Here is a 14,805-nt window from a genome sequence, read left to right on the forward strand (position 1 = left end):
AATATGTTTTTTAAAAAAGAAAAGAATGAAAAGAATGATCTGTCTAAAGTGGCTGCTCTCTTAATTCACGCAGCTAAAATTGATGAAAACTTTTCAAAAAGCGAGGAAGTAATAATAAAACAAGCTCTTTTACAAATAGGCGTAGACAATGAAAATTTAGAAAGAATATTTTCAGACGGAAAAAAAATTGAGGAAGATTCAAATCAAATTTTAGAATTTACAAAAGAAGTAAAAAACATGGAGGAAAATGATAAAATCAAAATAGTTGAGACACTTTGGAGAATAATTTACTCAAATAATGAGGCAGATATTTATGAGACAAGTTTGATGAGAAGACTAGGTGGACTATTATATATTGACAATAAATTAATGGGGGATATTAAAGAAAAAATTAAAGCGAAATCTAATCATGACTTACATAGTAAATGATAAATGTATCAAATGTAAATTAATGGACTGCGTTGAAGTTTGTCCTGTAGATTGTTTCTATGAAGGAAAGAATATGCTTGTAATTAAACCGGATGAGTGTATAGATTGTGGCGTTTGCGAGCCAGAATGTCCAGTAGATGCTATAAAGGCAGATACAGAGCCAGGCAGCGAAAAGTGGTTAGAAATCAATAAACAATACTCTGAACTCTGGCCAAATATAAGTGAGAAAAAAGATCCACCTGCGGATCATGAGAAATTTAAAAATGAGCAAAATAAGTTTGAAAAATATTTTAAAGAAAACCTTTAAAAAAAAATCTAAATCAAAATCTCCTAAAAAAAAAAGTAAACCAAAAAAAATAAAAAAAAATAAAAAACCAATAAAAATTACAAAAAAAATAAAACAAAAAACTGAAAAGAAAATTGAGACAAAAAGTGAAAGTTTAAGAATACCCAAAAATAACGAGTTAAAACCTGAAATTAAAAAAGTTAAAAAACAAAGCACTGAAAAAAGAGAATTTAAAATTAAGGATTATGTTGTTTACCCAAAACATGGGGTTGGTCAAATAACAGAATTCAAAAAAATAAATATTGGTGGTATTGACGTTGAGACATATATAATTAAATTCGAAAAAGACAAAGCTAACGGTATGGTACCCGTTAATAAACAATCTCATTTACGGCCACTATCGACAATAAATCAAGTTAATAAAAGTATTTCAATCTTAAAAAGTAAACCGAAAATAAAAAGATCTATGTGGAGTAGAAGAGCTCAAGAATATGAAGCAAAAATATCATCAGGTAAAATTTATGACCTTGCTGAAGTGGTCAGAGATTTAAATAAAGGAGATGATTTGATGATTGAACAATCTTATAGCGAAAGACAATTATTTGAAAAAGCATATGATAGAATTCTTTCTGAATTTCAAATTGTTTTAAATGTTTCTAGGGAAGATACACAAAAAAAATTGGATAAAGCTCTAAAAAGAAATATTAATAAAGAGGTTAAAGAAATTAAAGAGGAAAGCAAAACTGATAAAACTTCAAACAATGATAATTTATCAGTTGAAGAACCTATATCAGATGTGGACGAACCAATTGATGAGTAAAAAAAAACGCCTCTCACACAAAAAGTTATGAGAAGCGTTTTTTATAAAGAATACTAAGTTATTATCTTCTTCTTCTTTTTTTAGCTTTTTTCTTAGCTTTTTTCTTAGCCTTCTTTGCTTTTTTTCTTCTCTTAGGCATCTTTAGCTCCCTTTTTAGTTAAACGAATCAAAATGATTCGCGATTAACTTATTTTTATTTTTTTATACACGTTATGTCAATTCTTTAATTAAAAGAAAAAATTTTGAAAAAAATTTTATAAAAATATTATTTTTATATTTTTAAAAGTGTAAAAAAGTTAATGTTTACGCGCTTTATGATCAAATATTTTTAATAAATTAATAAAGTTTTTCTAAATCATCTTTATATTTATCTAAAATTTTTTTTCTTTTTAATTTTAATGTTGGTGTTAACATTCCATTTTCAATTGAAAATTCTTCCTGTATTAATTTAAATTTTTTAACCTTTTCAACTAAAGATAAAGTTTTATTTATATTTTCTAAAAAAATTTCAATTTCTTTTCTATTTTCGGTACTTTCAGAAACAATTAACGCAACCAAATAAGTTTTTTTGTCTCCATAAACAAAACTTTGTTTAATTTTTTCATTTAAACATAATAAATTTTCAATTTTAGATGGTGAAATGTTGTCACCACCAAGATTAACTATTATTTCTTTCTTTCTATCAGTAATTTTTAGGTTTCCTTCTTCTGTAATCTTTCCAATATCACCAGTATGTAACCAGCCGTTCCTTATGACATCATCTGTCTCTTTTTTCATGTTCCAATATCCAAGCATTACATTTTCACCTTTGACTAAAATTTCTCCATCTTCGGCTATTTCTACCTGGTTTGTTTTAAAGGGAGGCCCTACTGTGTCGATTTTGATTTTTCCAGGAATGTTACAACTTACAACAGGTGAGGCCTCTGTGAGACCGTAACCTTGGAGTGTGGGCAATCCTATTGCATTTAAAAATTCTCCAATTTTTTGGTCTAAAGCACCACCCCCAGATACAAAGGCTTTTAGTTTTCCACCAAACTGATTTTTAATCTTTTTTCTTACTAATTTTTCACAAAAAAAATTTATTAATTTTTCTCTCAATGTTAAATTCTCATTATTAAGTTTTTTGGTGCCAAGTAAAATAGTGGATGATATCAGTTTTTTCTTAAACCCTTTTTGTTTTGAAAAATTCATTGAAATTTTACTGTACAAATTTTGATAAAATCTTGGGACAGCTGTCATAATCGTAGGTTTTGCAATGGACATATTGGATAATAACTTCTCTAGACTTTCGGCATAATAAATTTTTGCACCAAGTGAAATTTGAACAAATTGAACTGCATGCTCATATGAATGAGATAATGGTAACCATGTTAAAAAAGTAGGTTCACTATCCTGAACTAATTGGTTTAATATTTCTTGAGCCCCCTCACAATTTGACAAAATTCCTCCATGACTAAGCATTACTCCTTTAGGATTACCAGTCGTTCCAGATGTATAAATTATACAGGCAAGATCTTTCCTTTCAAGATTTTGATTAAAACTTATATGAATATCTGATTTTTTTTTTTTTAAATATGCATCAAATATATTTTCTAGGTTTTCAACTCTTTCATTTATTTTTTCAATAGATAAAACTTTTATTTCCTTTGAAATAAATTTTTGTATTTTTTTTAATTGGATTTCATTAGAGACTATACAAATTTTTGGCTTACAATCATTAATGATGTATTCATAATCTTTCTCTGAATAAGTTGTAAATAGTGGAACTGTTACTCCACCTGCATTCATAATCGATATATCAGAGATAAGCCACTCTGGTCGGTTTTCAGATAATAGTATACATCGGTCTCCATCAGCTAAATTTGTTCTTAAGTATTCAGACAAAATTTGAATTTTTAACGCAACCTGTTCCCAAGTAAAAAAATTTTTTTCATTTTCTTTTAACCATTTTAAAAATGGCTTATCGGCAACTGAGTTTATTTCTTTATACTTGGAAAAAAAAAGTTCTACTAAACTGTTTATTCTACTTAATTGCATAATTTGGTGGGCGAAGAGAGAATCGAACTCTCACTTCTTGCGAAACACGATTTTGAGTCGTGCGCGTCTACCAGTTCCGCCATTCGCCCTGATTGTTTAATAATTTATTAAATAGTATAAGAACTAAAATTATATTAAAACAAAAAAAAATGTTTAAGAATCTTTACAAAAAATGTTTAGATTTAGCAGGTCACAAAAGTTCTAAGTATTATTTAGCAATTGTGTCATTTGTTGAGAGCTCTTTTTTTCCTATTCCTCCTGACGTTATGGTTGTTCCGATGGTAATCTCCAAAAAGGCGGATTTTAAAAAAATTTTTTTTATAACAACAATATTTTCAGTTTTAGGTGGTATGCTCGGCTATGTAATTGGAGCATTCTTTTTCGAGTTTGGAGCACATATCATGAATTTTTACGGTTATGAGGATAAACTATATAATTTAAAAGAAAGCTTGATAAAAAATGATGGTTTCTATGCTTGGCTAGGGATTCTTTTTTTAGCAGGTTTTACCCCTCTTCCTTATAAAGTTTTTACGATTACAAGTGGTCTCATAGGATTTAATTTTTTAATATTTGTTTTAATAAGTTTAATTTCTAGAGGGTTAAGATTTTTTTTAGTGTCATATCTCTCTTATAAGTTTGGAGACTTGTTTAATGAATTTATGGATAAACATGGGTCAAAATGGTTTACGATAATTGGGATATTAATTGTTATTGTTGGTTTAGTAGTTTATCTAATTTTTAAATCTAATGTTTAATTTAAAAGCTGAATTTTATTTAAAGATAATTTTTTTATTTAGCTTTATTGCTTTAATTTCTGCTTTTTTTATAGAATATATTCTTGGACATCAGCCTTGTAATTTATGTTTAATAGAGAGAATTCCCTATGGATTAAGCATTATGATAATAATGGCGATCTTTTTAATTAGTAAAAATCAGAAATTCTTAGTTATGTTATTAATCCTTACTTTTATCTTCTCTTTTGCAATTTCATTTTATCATTTTGGAATTGAACAAGGTTTTTTTCAGGAGTCATCTGTTTGTGGGGTAAAGAGTTCGACAGGAATTGTCACTAAAGAAGATCTGCTTAAACAGTTAAGTGAAAAAACAATAAGTTGTAAAGATGTGACATTTAGGATTTTTGGATTATCGCTTACAAGCATTAATATTGTAATTAGTTTATTGTTTATTATAACACTTTTAAAAATTTTTAAGAAATATGAAAAAAACAAATAAAAGAGTACAGGAATTTATTAGAGTTGATCATGCTGGTGAGAGAGGTGCTGTCAAAATCTATGAAGGCCAATTGTTAGCTTTAAACACTATTGTAAAAAATGAAAGTTTAAAAAAAACAATTGAAGATATGAAAGAACACGAAATAGAACATTGTCAATTTTTTGAAAAAGAAATAAAAAAAAGAAATATAGAACCAACAAAATTTTTACCCTTATGGGATTTACTAGGTGTTGGTTTAGGTTTTGGCTCTACATTATTAGGCAAAAAAGCTGCAATGTTATGTACAGCATCTGTTGAAGAAGTTATTGATAAACATTATTTAGATCAAATTAATCAGCTTGGTCCTGAAGAAGAAGAATTAAAAAAGAAAATTACAAAATTTAGACAAGATGAATTAGATCATAAAGATATTGCTTATGAAGAGGGTGCAACAAAAAAAGGCTTTTACGCTATAATGGATAGAATTATCAAAACTGGATCTAAATTAGCAATAAATATTTCTGAGAAAATTTAATTTTAAGCTTCTAGCTCAACATCCCAATATAAATAGTCCATCCAACTTTTATGTAAATAATTAGGAGGAAAATTCTTTCCATTTCTATGTAAATCTTCAGTTGATGGTTGATAAGGATATTGATTAAGTTTCATTCCTGAAGATTTTAATAATTTTCCACCTTTTTTAACATTACATGCTGAACATGCTGTTACAACATTATCCCAGTGTGTTTCTCCACCTTTTGATCTTGGTAACAAATGATCAAAAGTTAATTCCTCTCCACTTCCGCAATATTGACAAGAAAATTTATCCCTTAAAAAAACATTAAATCTTGTGAAACTTGGTTTAGATTGTGGAACTATGTAATCTTTAAGAGCAATAACGCTTGGAAGCTGCATTTTGAATGATGGACTTCGTACAATTCTTTCATAACTACTTACTATAATTACTCTATCTAAAAAAACTGACTTTACTGTATCTTGCCAAGACCATAATGATAAAGGATAATAGCTTAAAGGTCTATAATCAGCATTTAAAACTAATGCAGGACATTTTTCTAATGATACATCTTGTTCAATAAAGTTATTCATAAATTAATTTTAACTTAAATAAAAAATGATTTCAATATTAAGAACTCATTTTATTTTTTTTAAAATATAATTTAATGCTATACTGGAAGCTTCGATAGGAATATGATGATCACAATCCTTAATTAAATGGGTCTCTATTTCAATATTAGATCTGATAAAAAAATCTTTTGCCTCTAACATATGATTGGGTGAGACAACTTGATCAGAATCACCATGAATTAAAAGAATATTTGTTGATGTTCTCTTTCTTTGCTTGAGATCCTCTTGATTAATAATCTTACCAGAAAAACCTACAACACAACTAAATTTATTTTTAGATGTAAGCCCTAAATTAATTGACATCATACATCCTTGACTAAAACCAGACAAACAAATTTTATCGTTTTCAAGATTATATTTAATTTTTACCTCATCTATGAATTGATTGAGTTTTTTTTCAGCCTTGATTGTCTCATTTAAAATGTATTTTGGATCATCTTTTGTAAGATCAAACCATTGATACCCAGATGGATTTATTGGACAAGGTTCATGACCATTCGGGCAGAGAAAAATTGTATTTGTAAGGTGTCTTTTCCAATTTAATGAAAGCATACTTATATCTTTACCATCACCTCCGTACCCATGTAGTAAAATGACTGCGTTTTCAATTTTCACATCTTTTTCTGGTTTTATAATGGTTGTATCAAGGCAAAATGTCATAGTAATTGATTTATGTTTTTTTATCTATAAAACAGCCTACTATAATTTTATGATTTCTGGAATATTAGTAAAAATTTTATCTATAATCTTACTTGTGGCTGTTGGTTTAGTTCTAATTCTTGGTATTGGAACTTTATTTAAAGGTGGAGAAACAAGTAAGAAATACTCTAATAAATTAATGCAGTTAAGAGTCTTGCTACAATTTATAGCAATTATAGCCTTAGTTGCTTTTGCATATTTTTTTAAAAATTAATTAAAATTACTTAACCACTTAATAAATTTTTCATCGTTAAAGTCGATTGATCCAATTATTCTTGCAAACTCAAGTCCATCTTTGTTAAAAAGTATAGTTGTAGGAAGACCTCTTAATTTAAATTTCTTTGCCAATGTATTAGGCGAGTCAAAATATATTTCTAAATTTTTTATCTTCAAATCTTCGAAGAAAGTTAAAGATTTTTGACTAGTATCCTTGCCAATATTTATAGGAAATATCTTTAGATTATCTAAATTTGGATTTTCAGCTAACAAATCTAAAGATGGCATTTCATCTTTACATGGAGCACACCAAGTTGCCCAAAAATTCAATAAAACTAGATTTCCTCTATAATCATTTAAGTATAATTCTTTATTTTTAATGTTTAAAAACGTTATATCACTGTAATTTTTTAACTCTTTATTAATGACTAAATTTTTTATATCGGATGCGTCACTAGCAAAAGAATTTGATAGCATTAAAACAAATATTATTAATAATCTCATGTTAAATAGGTATAATTAATTATCATGGTAAAAAATAAAAACAACCAGACAATATGGAATACAAGAATTAAAAATAATTCTTCTAGTCTCTCACAAAAAATAGGTAGCTCTATTGATGTTGATAAAAGACTGTATAAAGAAGATATAAATGGTTCTATTGCTCATGTAGAAATGTTATTTAAACAAAAAATAATTTCTTTTAGAACAAAAAATAAAATTATTTATGGACTAAATAAAATTGAAAAAGAAATATCCAGTAAAAAATTTGAATTTAATAAAAAATACGAGGACATTCATATTAATATTGAAAAACGACTGTTTCAAATAATTGGTGAAGAAGCGGGTTATGTTCACACAGCAAGATCTAGAAACGACCAAGTAATAACCGATTTTAAGATCTGGATTAAATCTGCAAATCAAAAAATTAGTACGATGTTAAATAACGTAATTAAAAATTCAATTAATTTAGCTCAAAAAAATGTTGATACTATTATGCCAGGTTTTACTCATTTAAAAAATGCACAAGCAGTTTCATTTGCACACTATCTAATGGCATACGTAGAGATGTTTAAAAGAGACAAAGACAGATTTAAGAATAATTTAGACAGTCTAAATGAAAACCCATTAGGTGTTGCTGCATTAACTGGAACTTCTTTTAACATTGACAGGAACTATACGACAAAAAAACTTGGTTTTGAAAAGCCTACAAATAATTCAATCGACACTGTAGCGGATAGAGATTTCGTTTTAGATTTTCTTTATAGTGTTTCTGTTTGTTCGTTGCATTTATCAAGAATTTCTGAAGAATTAATTATCTGGAATTCTGATGGTTTTAATCTAATTAACCTCTCAGATAAAATAGTAACTGGTTCATCAATAATGCCACAAAAAAAAAATCCTGATCTTTTAGAGTACTTAAGAGGTAAATCTGGAATTACTTTTGGTAATTTATTTTCAATGTTTACTATATTAAAAGGATTGCCTCTTTCATACTTCAAAGATCTTCAAGATGATAAAGAAATTATTTTTAAATCATATGATGTTCTTTTTCAAAGTTTAAAAGTATTTAATGAAATTCTTAAGAATGTAAGTCCTAACAAAAAAAGAATGCTTGAATTGGCATACTCAGGTTATATTACTGCAACAGATTTAGCAGATTACCTTGTTAAGAATAATTCAATGTCTTTTAGAAAAGCTTATCAAAAAACAGCTTTGCTGGTGAATTTAGCTGAAAAGAAAAAGAAAAAACTAAATGAATTATCCATGGAAGACTTAAAAAAGGTAGAACCTACATTAACAAAGGATGTGCTAAAAGTGTTTGATTTAAAGAATTCCGTCAATTCCAAAAAATCTTATGGTGGAACATCTTTTGATAATATCAAAAAGATGATAAGGAAATATAAAAAATTAAGATGATTAAAAAAATTACATTTGTTATTTTAGTTTGTTGTATTTTAGTTTCTTGTGGAAAGAAAGGTGATCCTGAATATAAAGTTTTAAATAAAGAAATTAAAGTACCAACAATTATAATTAACAAAATTTCATGAAATATATTAATAAAAGACTAACAGTGGAAAAAGTCAATTTCCAGAGAATAGCTAAAAAATTTGGAACACCTTTTTATTGTTATTCATATTCAAAATTAAAAGAAAATATAAATAAATTTAAAAAAAATTTTAAATCTTTTTCACCTTTAATTTGTTTTGCAGTTAAATCGAATACTAATGTTAATTTAATTAGAGAAATTAAAAAATTTGGTTTAGGGGCTGATGTAGTTTCTTTAGGTGAGCTCATGATAGCCATAAAAGCAGGAATAAAACCAAATAAAATAGTATTTTCTGGAGTTGGAAAAACTTCTAGTGAATTGAATTTTGCAATAAATAAAAAAATACTACTCATTAATGCTGAGTCATTAAGTGAAATAATGGAAATAAATAGACTTGCAAAATTAAGGAACAAAAAAGTGAGGGTTGGAGTTAGACTTAATCCTAATACAGATGCAAAAACACTAAATCAAATTTCTACAGGAAAAAAAGAGAATAAATTTGGAGTAAATAAAGATACATTTCATAAAATTGTGGATTTTTGTAAAAATTCAAAAAATATAGACTTAAAATGTTTGAGTGTTCACATAGGTAGTCAAATTTTAGATCATAAACCCTATGGTAAAATGCTTGAAGCTGTTAGCCATATCTTAGATAAGACTAATCATCAATTTGAATTTATTGATTTAGGTGGAGGTATGGGAATTAATTATTCTAATAAAGACAAAACACTTAATTATAAAAAGTATAACACTGCAATAAATAATTTTCTCAAAAAGCATAACGTAAAAATAATTTTTGAACCTGGAAGATCTATAATTGGCAATACTGGTATGTTAATTAGTAAAGTTATTTATATTAAAGACAGTGGCAGGAAAAAATTTATAATTTTAGATGCTGCTATGAATGATCTTATGAGACCCGCATTATATGGGGCATTTCATAGGACATTGCCAGTAATAAAATCGAATGGAATATCAAATAAACCTTATGAATTCGTTGGTCCAATTTGCGAAAGTACTGATAAATTTATAACATTAAAAAAATTTCAAAAATTAGAGGAAAAAGATTTAATAGCTATATGCGATGTTGGCGCGTACGGTATGTCTTTAAGCTCAAATTATAATTTAAGACCTAAACCCATAGAATTATTAATTAAAGGTTCAAAAATTAATGTAATTAGAAAAAGACAAAAGCACGCGGAAATAATCTAGCTTTTAACACAATGTTAAGAAACTTCATATTTTCATTATTTTTTTTTACTGGAATTATTGTTATTTCAATAATTTTTTTGCCCTCGTTTTTCTTACCTAAACAAGTAGTGTTATTTGGTGGTAAGCTAATGGGTCACTGGACGAGTTTTTGCTTAAAATTTTTTCTTTCAACAAAAATAATAATTAAAGGAACTGAAAATATTATTAGAGATGAAAAATTTTTTATAGCAGCATCACATCAATCAATGTTTGAAACTTTCTTTCTTCAAACTTTATTTAACTCACCTGTATTTATTCTAAAGAAAGAGTTATTATTGATACCTATATTCGGATGGTATTTAAAAAAAATTGGATCTATATCAGTTAAAAGAGGTCAAATTACAAAAGATAATCTTAGTTTTTATGATGAAATTTCAAGTGTAGTTACTAATTCAGATAGACCTTTGATAATTTTTCCTCAAGGAACTAGGGTTTTACCTAATGAAAGACCTCCTTTTAAAAAAGGAGCCTCTAGAATTTATGAAAAACTTAAAATTGCTTGTCAACCAGTTGCGATTAATTCTGGATATGTTTGGCCTAAATCAGGAAGAAAAATTAGCAATAGAACTATTACTATATCTATAATGCAAAAAATAAATAATGATTTGGAAAAAGAAGTATTTCTTAAAACTTTAGAGAATACAATTTATTCAGAATTAAATCTTATAGATTAGCCTTTCATGGGCATCACCACATAGATACTATCAAAATCACCTGGATCTTTTATTAAAGCTGGAGATCCTGTATCGTTTAAAAATAATTCTATTTTTTCCCCATCAAGCTGTGAAGCAACATCTATTAAATATCTTGAATTGAAACTGATTTCTAAATTATGATCAAATTTAACACCTAAGGTTTCATTTCCATCACCACTGGTAGTGTTATTAACAGAGAGATTTAAGGTATCCTTGGACAATTTAAACTTAACCCCATCCTTTTTATCTAGAGATACTGATGCGACCCTATCGATAGATCCTAAAAATGATTTAAGATTCGTCTCTAATTTTTTTTGATTATTTTTAGGAATCACTTGTACATAATTTGGAAATTTTCCATCAATTAATTTAGAAATCAAAATACTATTAGTTAGTTCAAACTTAATTTTTGATTTTAAATTTGATATTTTAAGGTCACCATCATATTTATCTAGTAAAGAGCAAAGCTGGAAAATAGTTTTTTTTGGAAGAATAATTGGTTCAAAATTTATTTTTTCACTTAATCTTATTTTTGAAATTGACATCCTATGACTATCAGTTGCAACGGCAGTCAAATAGATCTTATCCTCAACCTCAGTTTGATGAAAATATATTCCACTTAAGTAATGACGTGTTTCATCATTCGATATTGAAAACTTACACTTATTAAGTAACTTTAAAAAATGTTTCGAATTAATTGCAAAAGTATTATCATTAAAGTTTTCTTCAGTAAGCGGAAACTCTGAGGAATTTATACAATTTAGATTAAATATTGATTTTTCAGACTCTAATTGAAGTTTGTTTTCGCTACTCATTGATAAGTTTATTTTTTTGTCTGAAGAAAATTTTCTAACAATATCAAACATAATTGATGAAGTAGTAGTTGTATTTCCCTCCTCTAAAATTTCAACATTTTCAATTTGATGAATAAAAATTAAATCAAGATCGGTGGCTGTAATTGTTAATTTTGAGTCACTTGCATTTAGTAAAACATTAGAAAGTATCTGTAAAGTGCTCCTTTTTTCTATAACACCTTGGCAATAACTTAGGGCCTCTTGAAGCTCTTTTTGATTAACGTTAAATTTCATCCTTCTTTATTATATAAAATAATATTCCTTAATTTATTTATATTATCATTCATGTCTGGATTTTTTTCTTTTAATTTTTCTATTGTTTTCACAGAATGAATTATAGTCGTATGATCTCGATTTGAAAATTCTCGTCCAATTTCTGGTAATGATTTTGTGGTTAAAATTTTAGTTAAGTAAATAGCTGTCTGTCTTGGTCTAACTAAATATCTCGATCTTCTTGAGGATAACATCTCATTTTTACTAATTTTGAAAAATTTACAGACAATTGTTTGTATTGAATCTATTGTTACGTTATTTTCTGTTAAATTTAATAAATCTTTTAAAATAATCTTTGTCTCAGATAGACTTGGTTGTTTGTTATAAATCCTTGAGAACGAAACTACACGATTTATTGCTCCAACTAATTCGCGCACATTAGTGGTAATTTTATTACTTATAAAATCTTGAATTTCATCTGTAACATTTATTTTGTCAGCATATAGAGTGGTTAATTCATTTATCTTGTGATTGATAATCTTTCTTCTTAAATCATACTCAGGTTTTTGAATATCTACAACTAGACCTCCAGAAAATCTTGATTTAATCCTTTCTTGAATTCTAGATAGCTTATTAGGTGGTCTGTCAGCTGAAACAATTATTTGTGACTCTTTATCCAAAAGTGCATTAAAAGTATGAAAAAACTCTTCCTGCATAGCTTCTTTGCCATTCATGAACTGAATATCGTCAATTAATAAAACATCTGTATTTCTGAAATACTCTTTAAATTTAAACATATTGTTAGATTTAATTGATTTTACAAATTGATACATAAAACGTTCAGCTGAAATAAACATCACTTTTTTGTTTTTACTCATTTCGTAGCCTATTGAATTTAAAAGATGAGTTTTACCTAAACCTACGCCCCCATATATATAAAGTGGATTATAATGAGAAATATTCTCAGATACCTTTAAAGAAGCTTCAAAAGCTATTTTATTACTTAAGCCGATTAAAAAGTTTTCAAATCTTTTATTAGGATCTATTCGACTATACTGGAGATGAGAGTCTTTTATAAATGAGATTTTTCGAGTTGGGTTTATTTGATTAAGATCATCAAATTTTTTATTTTTAGTATCCTTTTTTTCTAAAATCTTAAATTCTATTCTGATAATTTGTTTTTTATGTTTTCTGATAGTTTGTAAAATTTGATCTAAATATCTAGAAGTGATCCAGTCACGAATGAATCTGGTAGGGACAGATAATAAAATATAATTATTAAACTCCTCATTTAAATCAATTTTTTTTATCCAACTTTCATAAATCTCTATTCCCAATTTAAGTTTTAATTCAGACTGAATAAGTTTCCAATCAAGACTAATCTTATCAAAACTTTTATTTGTATGCGTGTTGTTCATTTTTATGGGGAGTCTCCAGTTACATCAATAATGAAGGTTATTGCAACAAATTATTTTGCTAAACTGAAAATAAATAAAATCTGGGATTGTGTAAAAATTTTTTTTTTAAAATTTCTTTGACAAATTTTTTTTTTATGTATTAAAAAATAAATAAAATTTATGATTGAATTAAATATAATATTTTTTTACTAATTCTAAATATTGTAATTTAAGATTAACGCATCATATATGAAGCGTATTCTTAAAGTTGAATCAACTTGGGGTATAGAAATTATAAGGAACTTATTTTTTTTGTAATTCTTGATACATTCCTAGATGCATTTTGTTTCTTAATAATTCCAGTTTTAGCAATCTTCATTAACTCAGAATTCAACTTAGGTAAGAACTTTAAAGCCTCTGACTTTTTTTTATTTTCAATCAGAACGTTCATCTTTTTTAATGCAATTTTATATTTACTTTTTCTCGCCTTATTAACCGCGGTCTGTTTAGATATTCTTCTAATTCTTTTAATTGCTGATTTTGTATTAGCCATAATTTTGCTGGGGTATAACCGCTTAAATAGGTCTGGTCAATAATATATTTTTATTTTTGACATATTTCACACAAAAATGTTGATCTATTTGATTGGGTAATTTTACTAATTGTTCCCGAACAACTAAATCTTTTACAGTTTTGTTTATCTCTACCATAAACCTTAAATTCTTTTTGAAAATTACCTTGATCACCCTTGGTATTTTTAAAGTCTCTTATAGTTGATCCACCTTTCCTTATAGCGTTTTGTAAAATTTTTCTCGAATTTATGACTATATTTTTGCATTGATTTTTTTGCAAATACTTAGCCGATAATAAAGGGTTGATTTTTGATAAATATAAAATTTCGCTTGCATAAATATTTCCAATTCCAGATACAAAATTTTGATCTAATAAAAAATTTTTAATATTTTTGTCCTTTTTTTTAAAGTGATTAATCAAATATTTTGAATTAAATTTTTTATTAAAAGGCTCTGGTCCAAAATTTTTAAACTTTTTTTTCAGACTGTTAAAATCATTAAAAAATTGAAAGTAACCAAATCTTCTTGGATCATTATAAATTAACTTCATATTCTTAAAAGAGAATTCAACATGGTTATGATTTTTAGGCAAATTTGGTGAACTATAAAAACTTGTGTTAGTTGGTATATCATCTTTTTTATTTTTAATAATATGAATTGTTCCTGACATTCCTAAATGAACTATAAAAAAACTTTTATTTTCTAATTCAATGATCAAATATTTTGAGAATCTTTTGATATTCGAAATAAATTTATTTTTTAGCTTCTTTTCAAAAGAAGTTTCTAATTTAAATCGTAAGTTTCTGTTTCTAACCAAAACTTTATTGATTTTTTTACCTTTTATATTTTTTAACAAAGATTGTCGGACTATTTCTACTTCTGGTAATTCTGGCATTTACTATTATATTAAATGAATAATTAATTAAAA

General features: G+C 26.6%; 19 protein-coding genes and 1 tRNA gene. 11 read left to right on the forward strand and 9 right to left on the reverse strand.

Annotated features, from left to right (window positions below):
- Nucleotides 1–3 precede the first annotated feature (3 nt).
- The 3 genes from ACTT9C_RS01725 to ACTT9C_RS01735 are packed head-to-tail and all read left to right on the forward strand — an operon-like array spanning nt 4 to nt 1,535.
- The gene (locus ACTT9C_RS01725) at nt 4–429 is read left to right on the forward strand and encodes a TerB family tellurite resistance protein (RefSeq protein WP_440922781.1); all 426 of its coding nucleotides are present in this window, start codon (nt 4–6) and stop codon (nt 427–429) included.
- A complete protein-coding gene (gene fdxA / locus ACTT9C_RS01730; RefSeq protein ID WP_440922782.1) occupies nt 410–736 on the forward strand; it encodes a ferredoxin FdxA in 327 nt (108 codons plus the stop codon). The genes ACTT9C_RS01725 and fdxA overlap by 20 nt, the downstream gene beginning before the upstream one ends.
- A complete protein-coding gene (locus ACTT9C_RS01735; RefSeq protein ID WP_440922783.1) occupies nt 693–1,535 on the forward strand; it encodes a CarD family transcriptional regulator in 843 nt (280 codons plus the stop codon). Before fdxA ends, ACTT9C_RS01735 begins: the two co-directional genes overlap by 44 nt.
- 336 nt (nt 1,536–1,871) lie before the next feature.
- Here ACTT9C_RS01735 and ACTT9C_RS01740 read toward each other — a convergent pair whose 3' ends face one another.
- Together ACTT9C_RS01740 and ACTT9C_RS01745 are read right to left on the reverse strand one after the other, a co-directional pair.
- Nucleotides 1,872–3,572 carry an AMP-dependent synthetase/ligase gene (locus ACTT9C_RS01740; RefSeq protein WP_440922784.1) on the reverse strand — a complete coding sequence of 567 codons (1,701 nt, stop codon included), beginning with the start codon at nt 3,570–3,572 and terminating at the stop codon, nt 1,872–1,874.
- A 4-nt stretch (nt 3,573–3,576) separates the two neighbouring features.
- Nucleotides 3,577–3,661 (reverse strand) — tRNA-Leu (locus tag ACTT9C_RS01745).
- 60 nt (nt 3,662–3,721) lie between these two features.
- On the opposite strand from ACTT9C_RS01745, the gene ACTT9C_RS01750 reads away from it, so the two are divergent.
- Genes ACTT9C_RS01750 through ACTT9C_RS01760 form a run of 3 tightly spaced genes read left to right on the forward strand, consistent with a single transcriptional unit; the run spans nt 3,722 to nt 5,319 of the window.
- Nucleotides 3,722–4,327 carry a YqaA family protein gene (locus tag ACTT9C_RS01750; protein WP_440922785.1) on the forward strand — a complete coding sequence of 202 codons (606 nt, stop codon included), beginning with the start codon at nt 3,722–3,724 and terminating at the stop codon, nt 4,325–4,327.
- Nucleotides 4,320–4,805: a disulfide bond formation protein B gene (locus ACTT9C_RS01755; RefSeq protein WP_440922786.1), complete on the forward strand. Its 486-nt coding sequence runs from the start codon at nt 4,320–4,322 to the stop codon at nt 4,803–4,805. Before ACTT9C_RS01750 ends, ACTT9C_RS01755 begins: the two co-directional genes overlap by 8 nt.
- The gene (locus tag ACTT9C_RS01760) at nt 4,789–5,319 is read left to right on the forward strand and encodes a demethoxyubiquinone hydroxylase family protein (RefSeq protein ID WP_440922787.1); all 531 of its coding nucleotides are present in this window, start codon (nt 4,789–4,791) and stop codon (nt 5,317–5,319) included. Before ACTT9C_RS01755 ends, ACTT9C_RS01760 begins: the two co-directional genes overlap by 17 nt.
- A 2-nt stretch (nt 5,320–5,321) precedes the next feature.
- On the opposite strand, the gene ACTT9C_RS01765 is transcribed toward ACTT9C_RS01760, so the two are convergent.
- Together ACTT9C_RS01765 and ACTT9C_RS01770 are read right to left on the reverse strand one after the other, a co-directional pair.
- Nucleotides 5,322–5,891, reverse strand: coding sequence for an HNH endonuclease (locus ACTT9C_RS01765; protein ID WP_440922788.1), 570 nt, complete (start codon nt 5,889–5,891; stop codon nt 5,322–5,324).
- A 45-nt stretch (nt 5,892–5,936) separates the two neighbouring features.
- The gene (locus ACTT9C_RS01770; protein ID WP_440922789.1) at nt 5,937–6,590 is read right to left on the reverse strand and encodes an alpha/beta hydrolase; all 654 of its coding nucleotides are present in this window, start codon (nt 6,588–6,590) and stop codon (nt 5,937–5,939) included.
- Between the two features lie 49 nt (nt 6,591–6,639).
- Here ACTT9C_RS01770 and ACTT9C_RS01775 point away from each other — a divergent pair, with 49 nt between their 5' ends.
- Nucleotides 6,640–6,843, forward strand: a complete 204-nt coding sequence (locus ACTT9C_RS01775; protein WP_085149556.1) for a twin transmembrane helix small protein — start codon at nt 6,640–6,642, stop codon at nt 6,841–6,843.
- Here ACTT9C_RS01775 and ACTT9C_RS01780 read toward each other — a convergent pair.
- The gene (locus ACTT9C_RS01780) at nt 6,840–7,349 is read right to left on the reverse strand and encodes a TlpA family protein disulfide reductase (RefSeq protein ID WP_440922790.1); all 510 of its coding nucleotides are present in this window, start codon (nt 7,347–7,349) and stop codon (nt 6,840–6,842) included. The two genes, ACTT9C_RS01775 and ACTT9C_RS01780, sit on opposite strands and share 4 nt — an antisense overlap.
- A 24-nt stretch (nt 7,350–7,373) precedes the next feature.
- Between ACTT9C_RS01780 and argH the strand changes: the two genes are divergently transcribed.
- Genes argH through ACTT9C_RS01800 form a run of 4 tightly spaced genes read left to right on the forward strand, consistent with a single transcriptional unit; the run spans nt 7,374 to nt 10,820 of the window.
- A complete protein-coding gene (gene argH / locus ACTT9C_RS01785) occupies nt 7,374–8,765 on the forward strand; it encodes an argininosuccinate lyase (RefSeq protein WP_440922791.1) in 1,392 nt (463 codons plus the stop codon).
- On the forward strand, nt 8,762–8,896 hold the full coding sequence (locus ACTT9C_RS01790; protein WP_440922792.1) for a hypothetical protein: 135 nt from the start codon (nt 8,762–8,764) through the stop codon (nt 8,894–8,896). The genes argH and ACTT9C_RS01790 overlap by 4 nt, the downstream gene beginning before the upstream one ends.
- Nucleotides 8,893–10,107 (forward strand): diaminopimelate decarboxylase, encoded by a 1,215-nt coding sequence (lysA, locus tag ACTT9C_RS01795; RefSeq protein WP_440922793.1) that lies wholly within the window; start codon nt 8,893–8,895, stop codon nt 10,105–10,107. Before ACTT9C_RS01790 ends, lysA begins: the two co-directional genes overlap by 4 nt.
- A gap of 11 nt (nt 10,108–10,118) precedes the next feature.
- Complete coding sequence (locus tag ACTT9C_RS01800; protein WP_440922794.1) at nt 10,119–10,820, forward strand: lysophospholipid acyltransferase family protein; 702 nt, start codon at nt 10,119–10,121, stop codon at nt 10,818–10,820.
- Here the strand turns inward: ACTT9C_RS01800 and dnaN are convergent.
- From dnaN to mutM, 4 genes are all read right to left on the reverse strand, one after another.
- Nucleotides 10,817–11,929 carry a DNA polymerase III subunit beta gene (gene dnaN / locus ACTT9C_RS01805; protein ID WP_440922795.1) on the reverse strand — a complete coding sequence of 371 codons (1,113 nt, stop codon included), beginning with the start codon at nt 11,927–11,929 and terminating at the stop codon, nt 10,817–10,819. The genes ACTT9C_RS01800 and dnaN overlap by 4 nt on opposite strands.
- Entirely contained in the window at nt 11,926–13,326 is a 1,401-nt protein-coding gene (dnaA, locus tag ACTT9C_RS01810) for a chromosomal replication initiator protein DnaA (protein WP_440922796.1), read from the reverse strand. The genes dnaN and dnaA overlap by 4 nt, the downstream gene beginning before the upstream one ends.
- Nucleotides 13,327–13,597: 271 nt before the next feature.
- Nucleotides 13,598–13,858 carry a 30S ribosomal protein S20 gene (gene rpsT / locus ACTT9C_RS01815; protein WP_440922797.1) on the reverse strand — a complete coding sequence of 87 codons (261 nt, stop codon included), beginning with the start codon at nt 13,856–13,858 and terminating at the stop codon, nt 13,598–13,600.
- Between the two features lie 50 nt (nt 13,859–13,908).
- Complete coding sequence (gene mutM, locus ACTT9C_RS01820) at nt 13,909–14,772, reverse strand: bifunctional DNA-formamidopyrimidine glycosylase/DNA-(apurinic or apyrimidinic site) lyase (protein ID WP_440922798.1); 864 nt, start codon at nt 14,770–14,772, stop codon at nt 13,909–13,911.
- Nucleotides 14,773–14,805 lie beyond the last annotated feature (33 nt).

It is taken from the genome of Candidatus Pelagibacter sp. (genome assembly GCF_052049575.1).
Taxonomy (GTDB): Bacteria; Pseudomonadota; Alphaproteobacteria; order Pelagibacterales; family Pelagibacteraceae; genus Pelagibacter.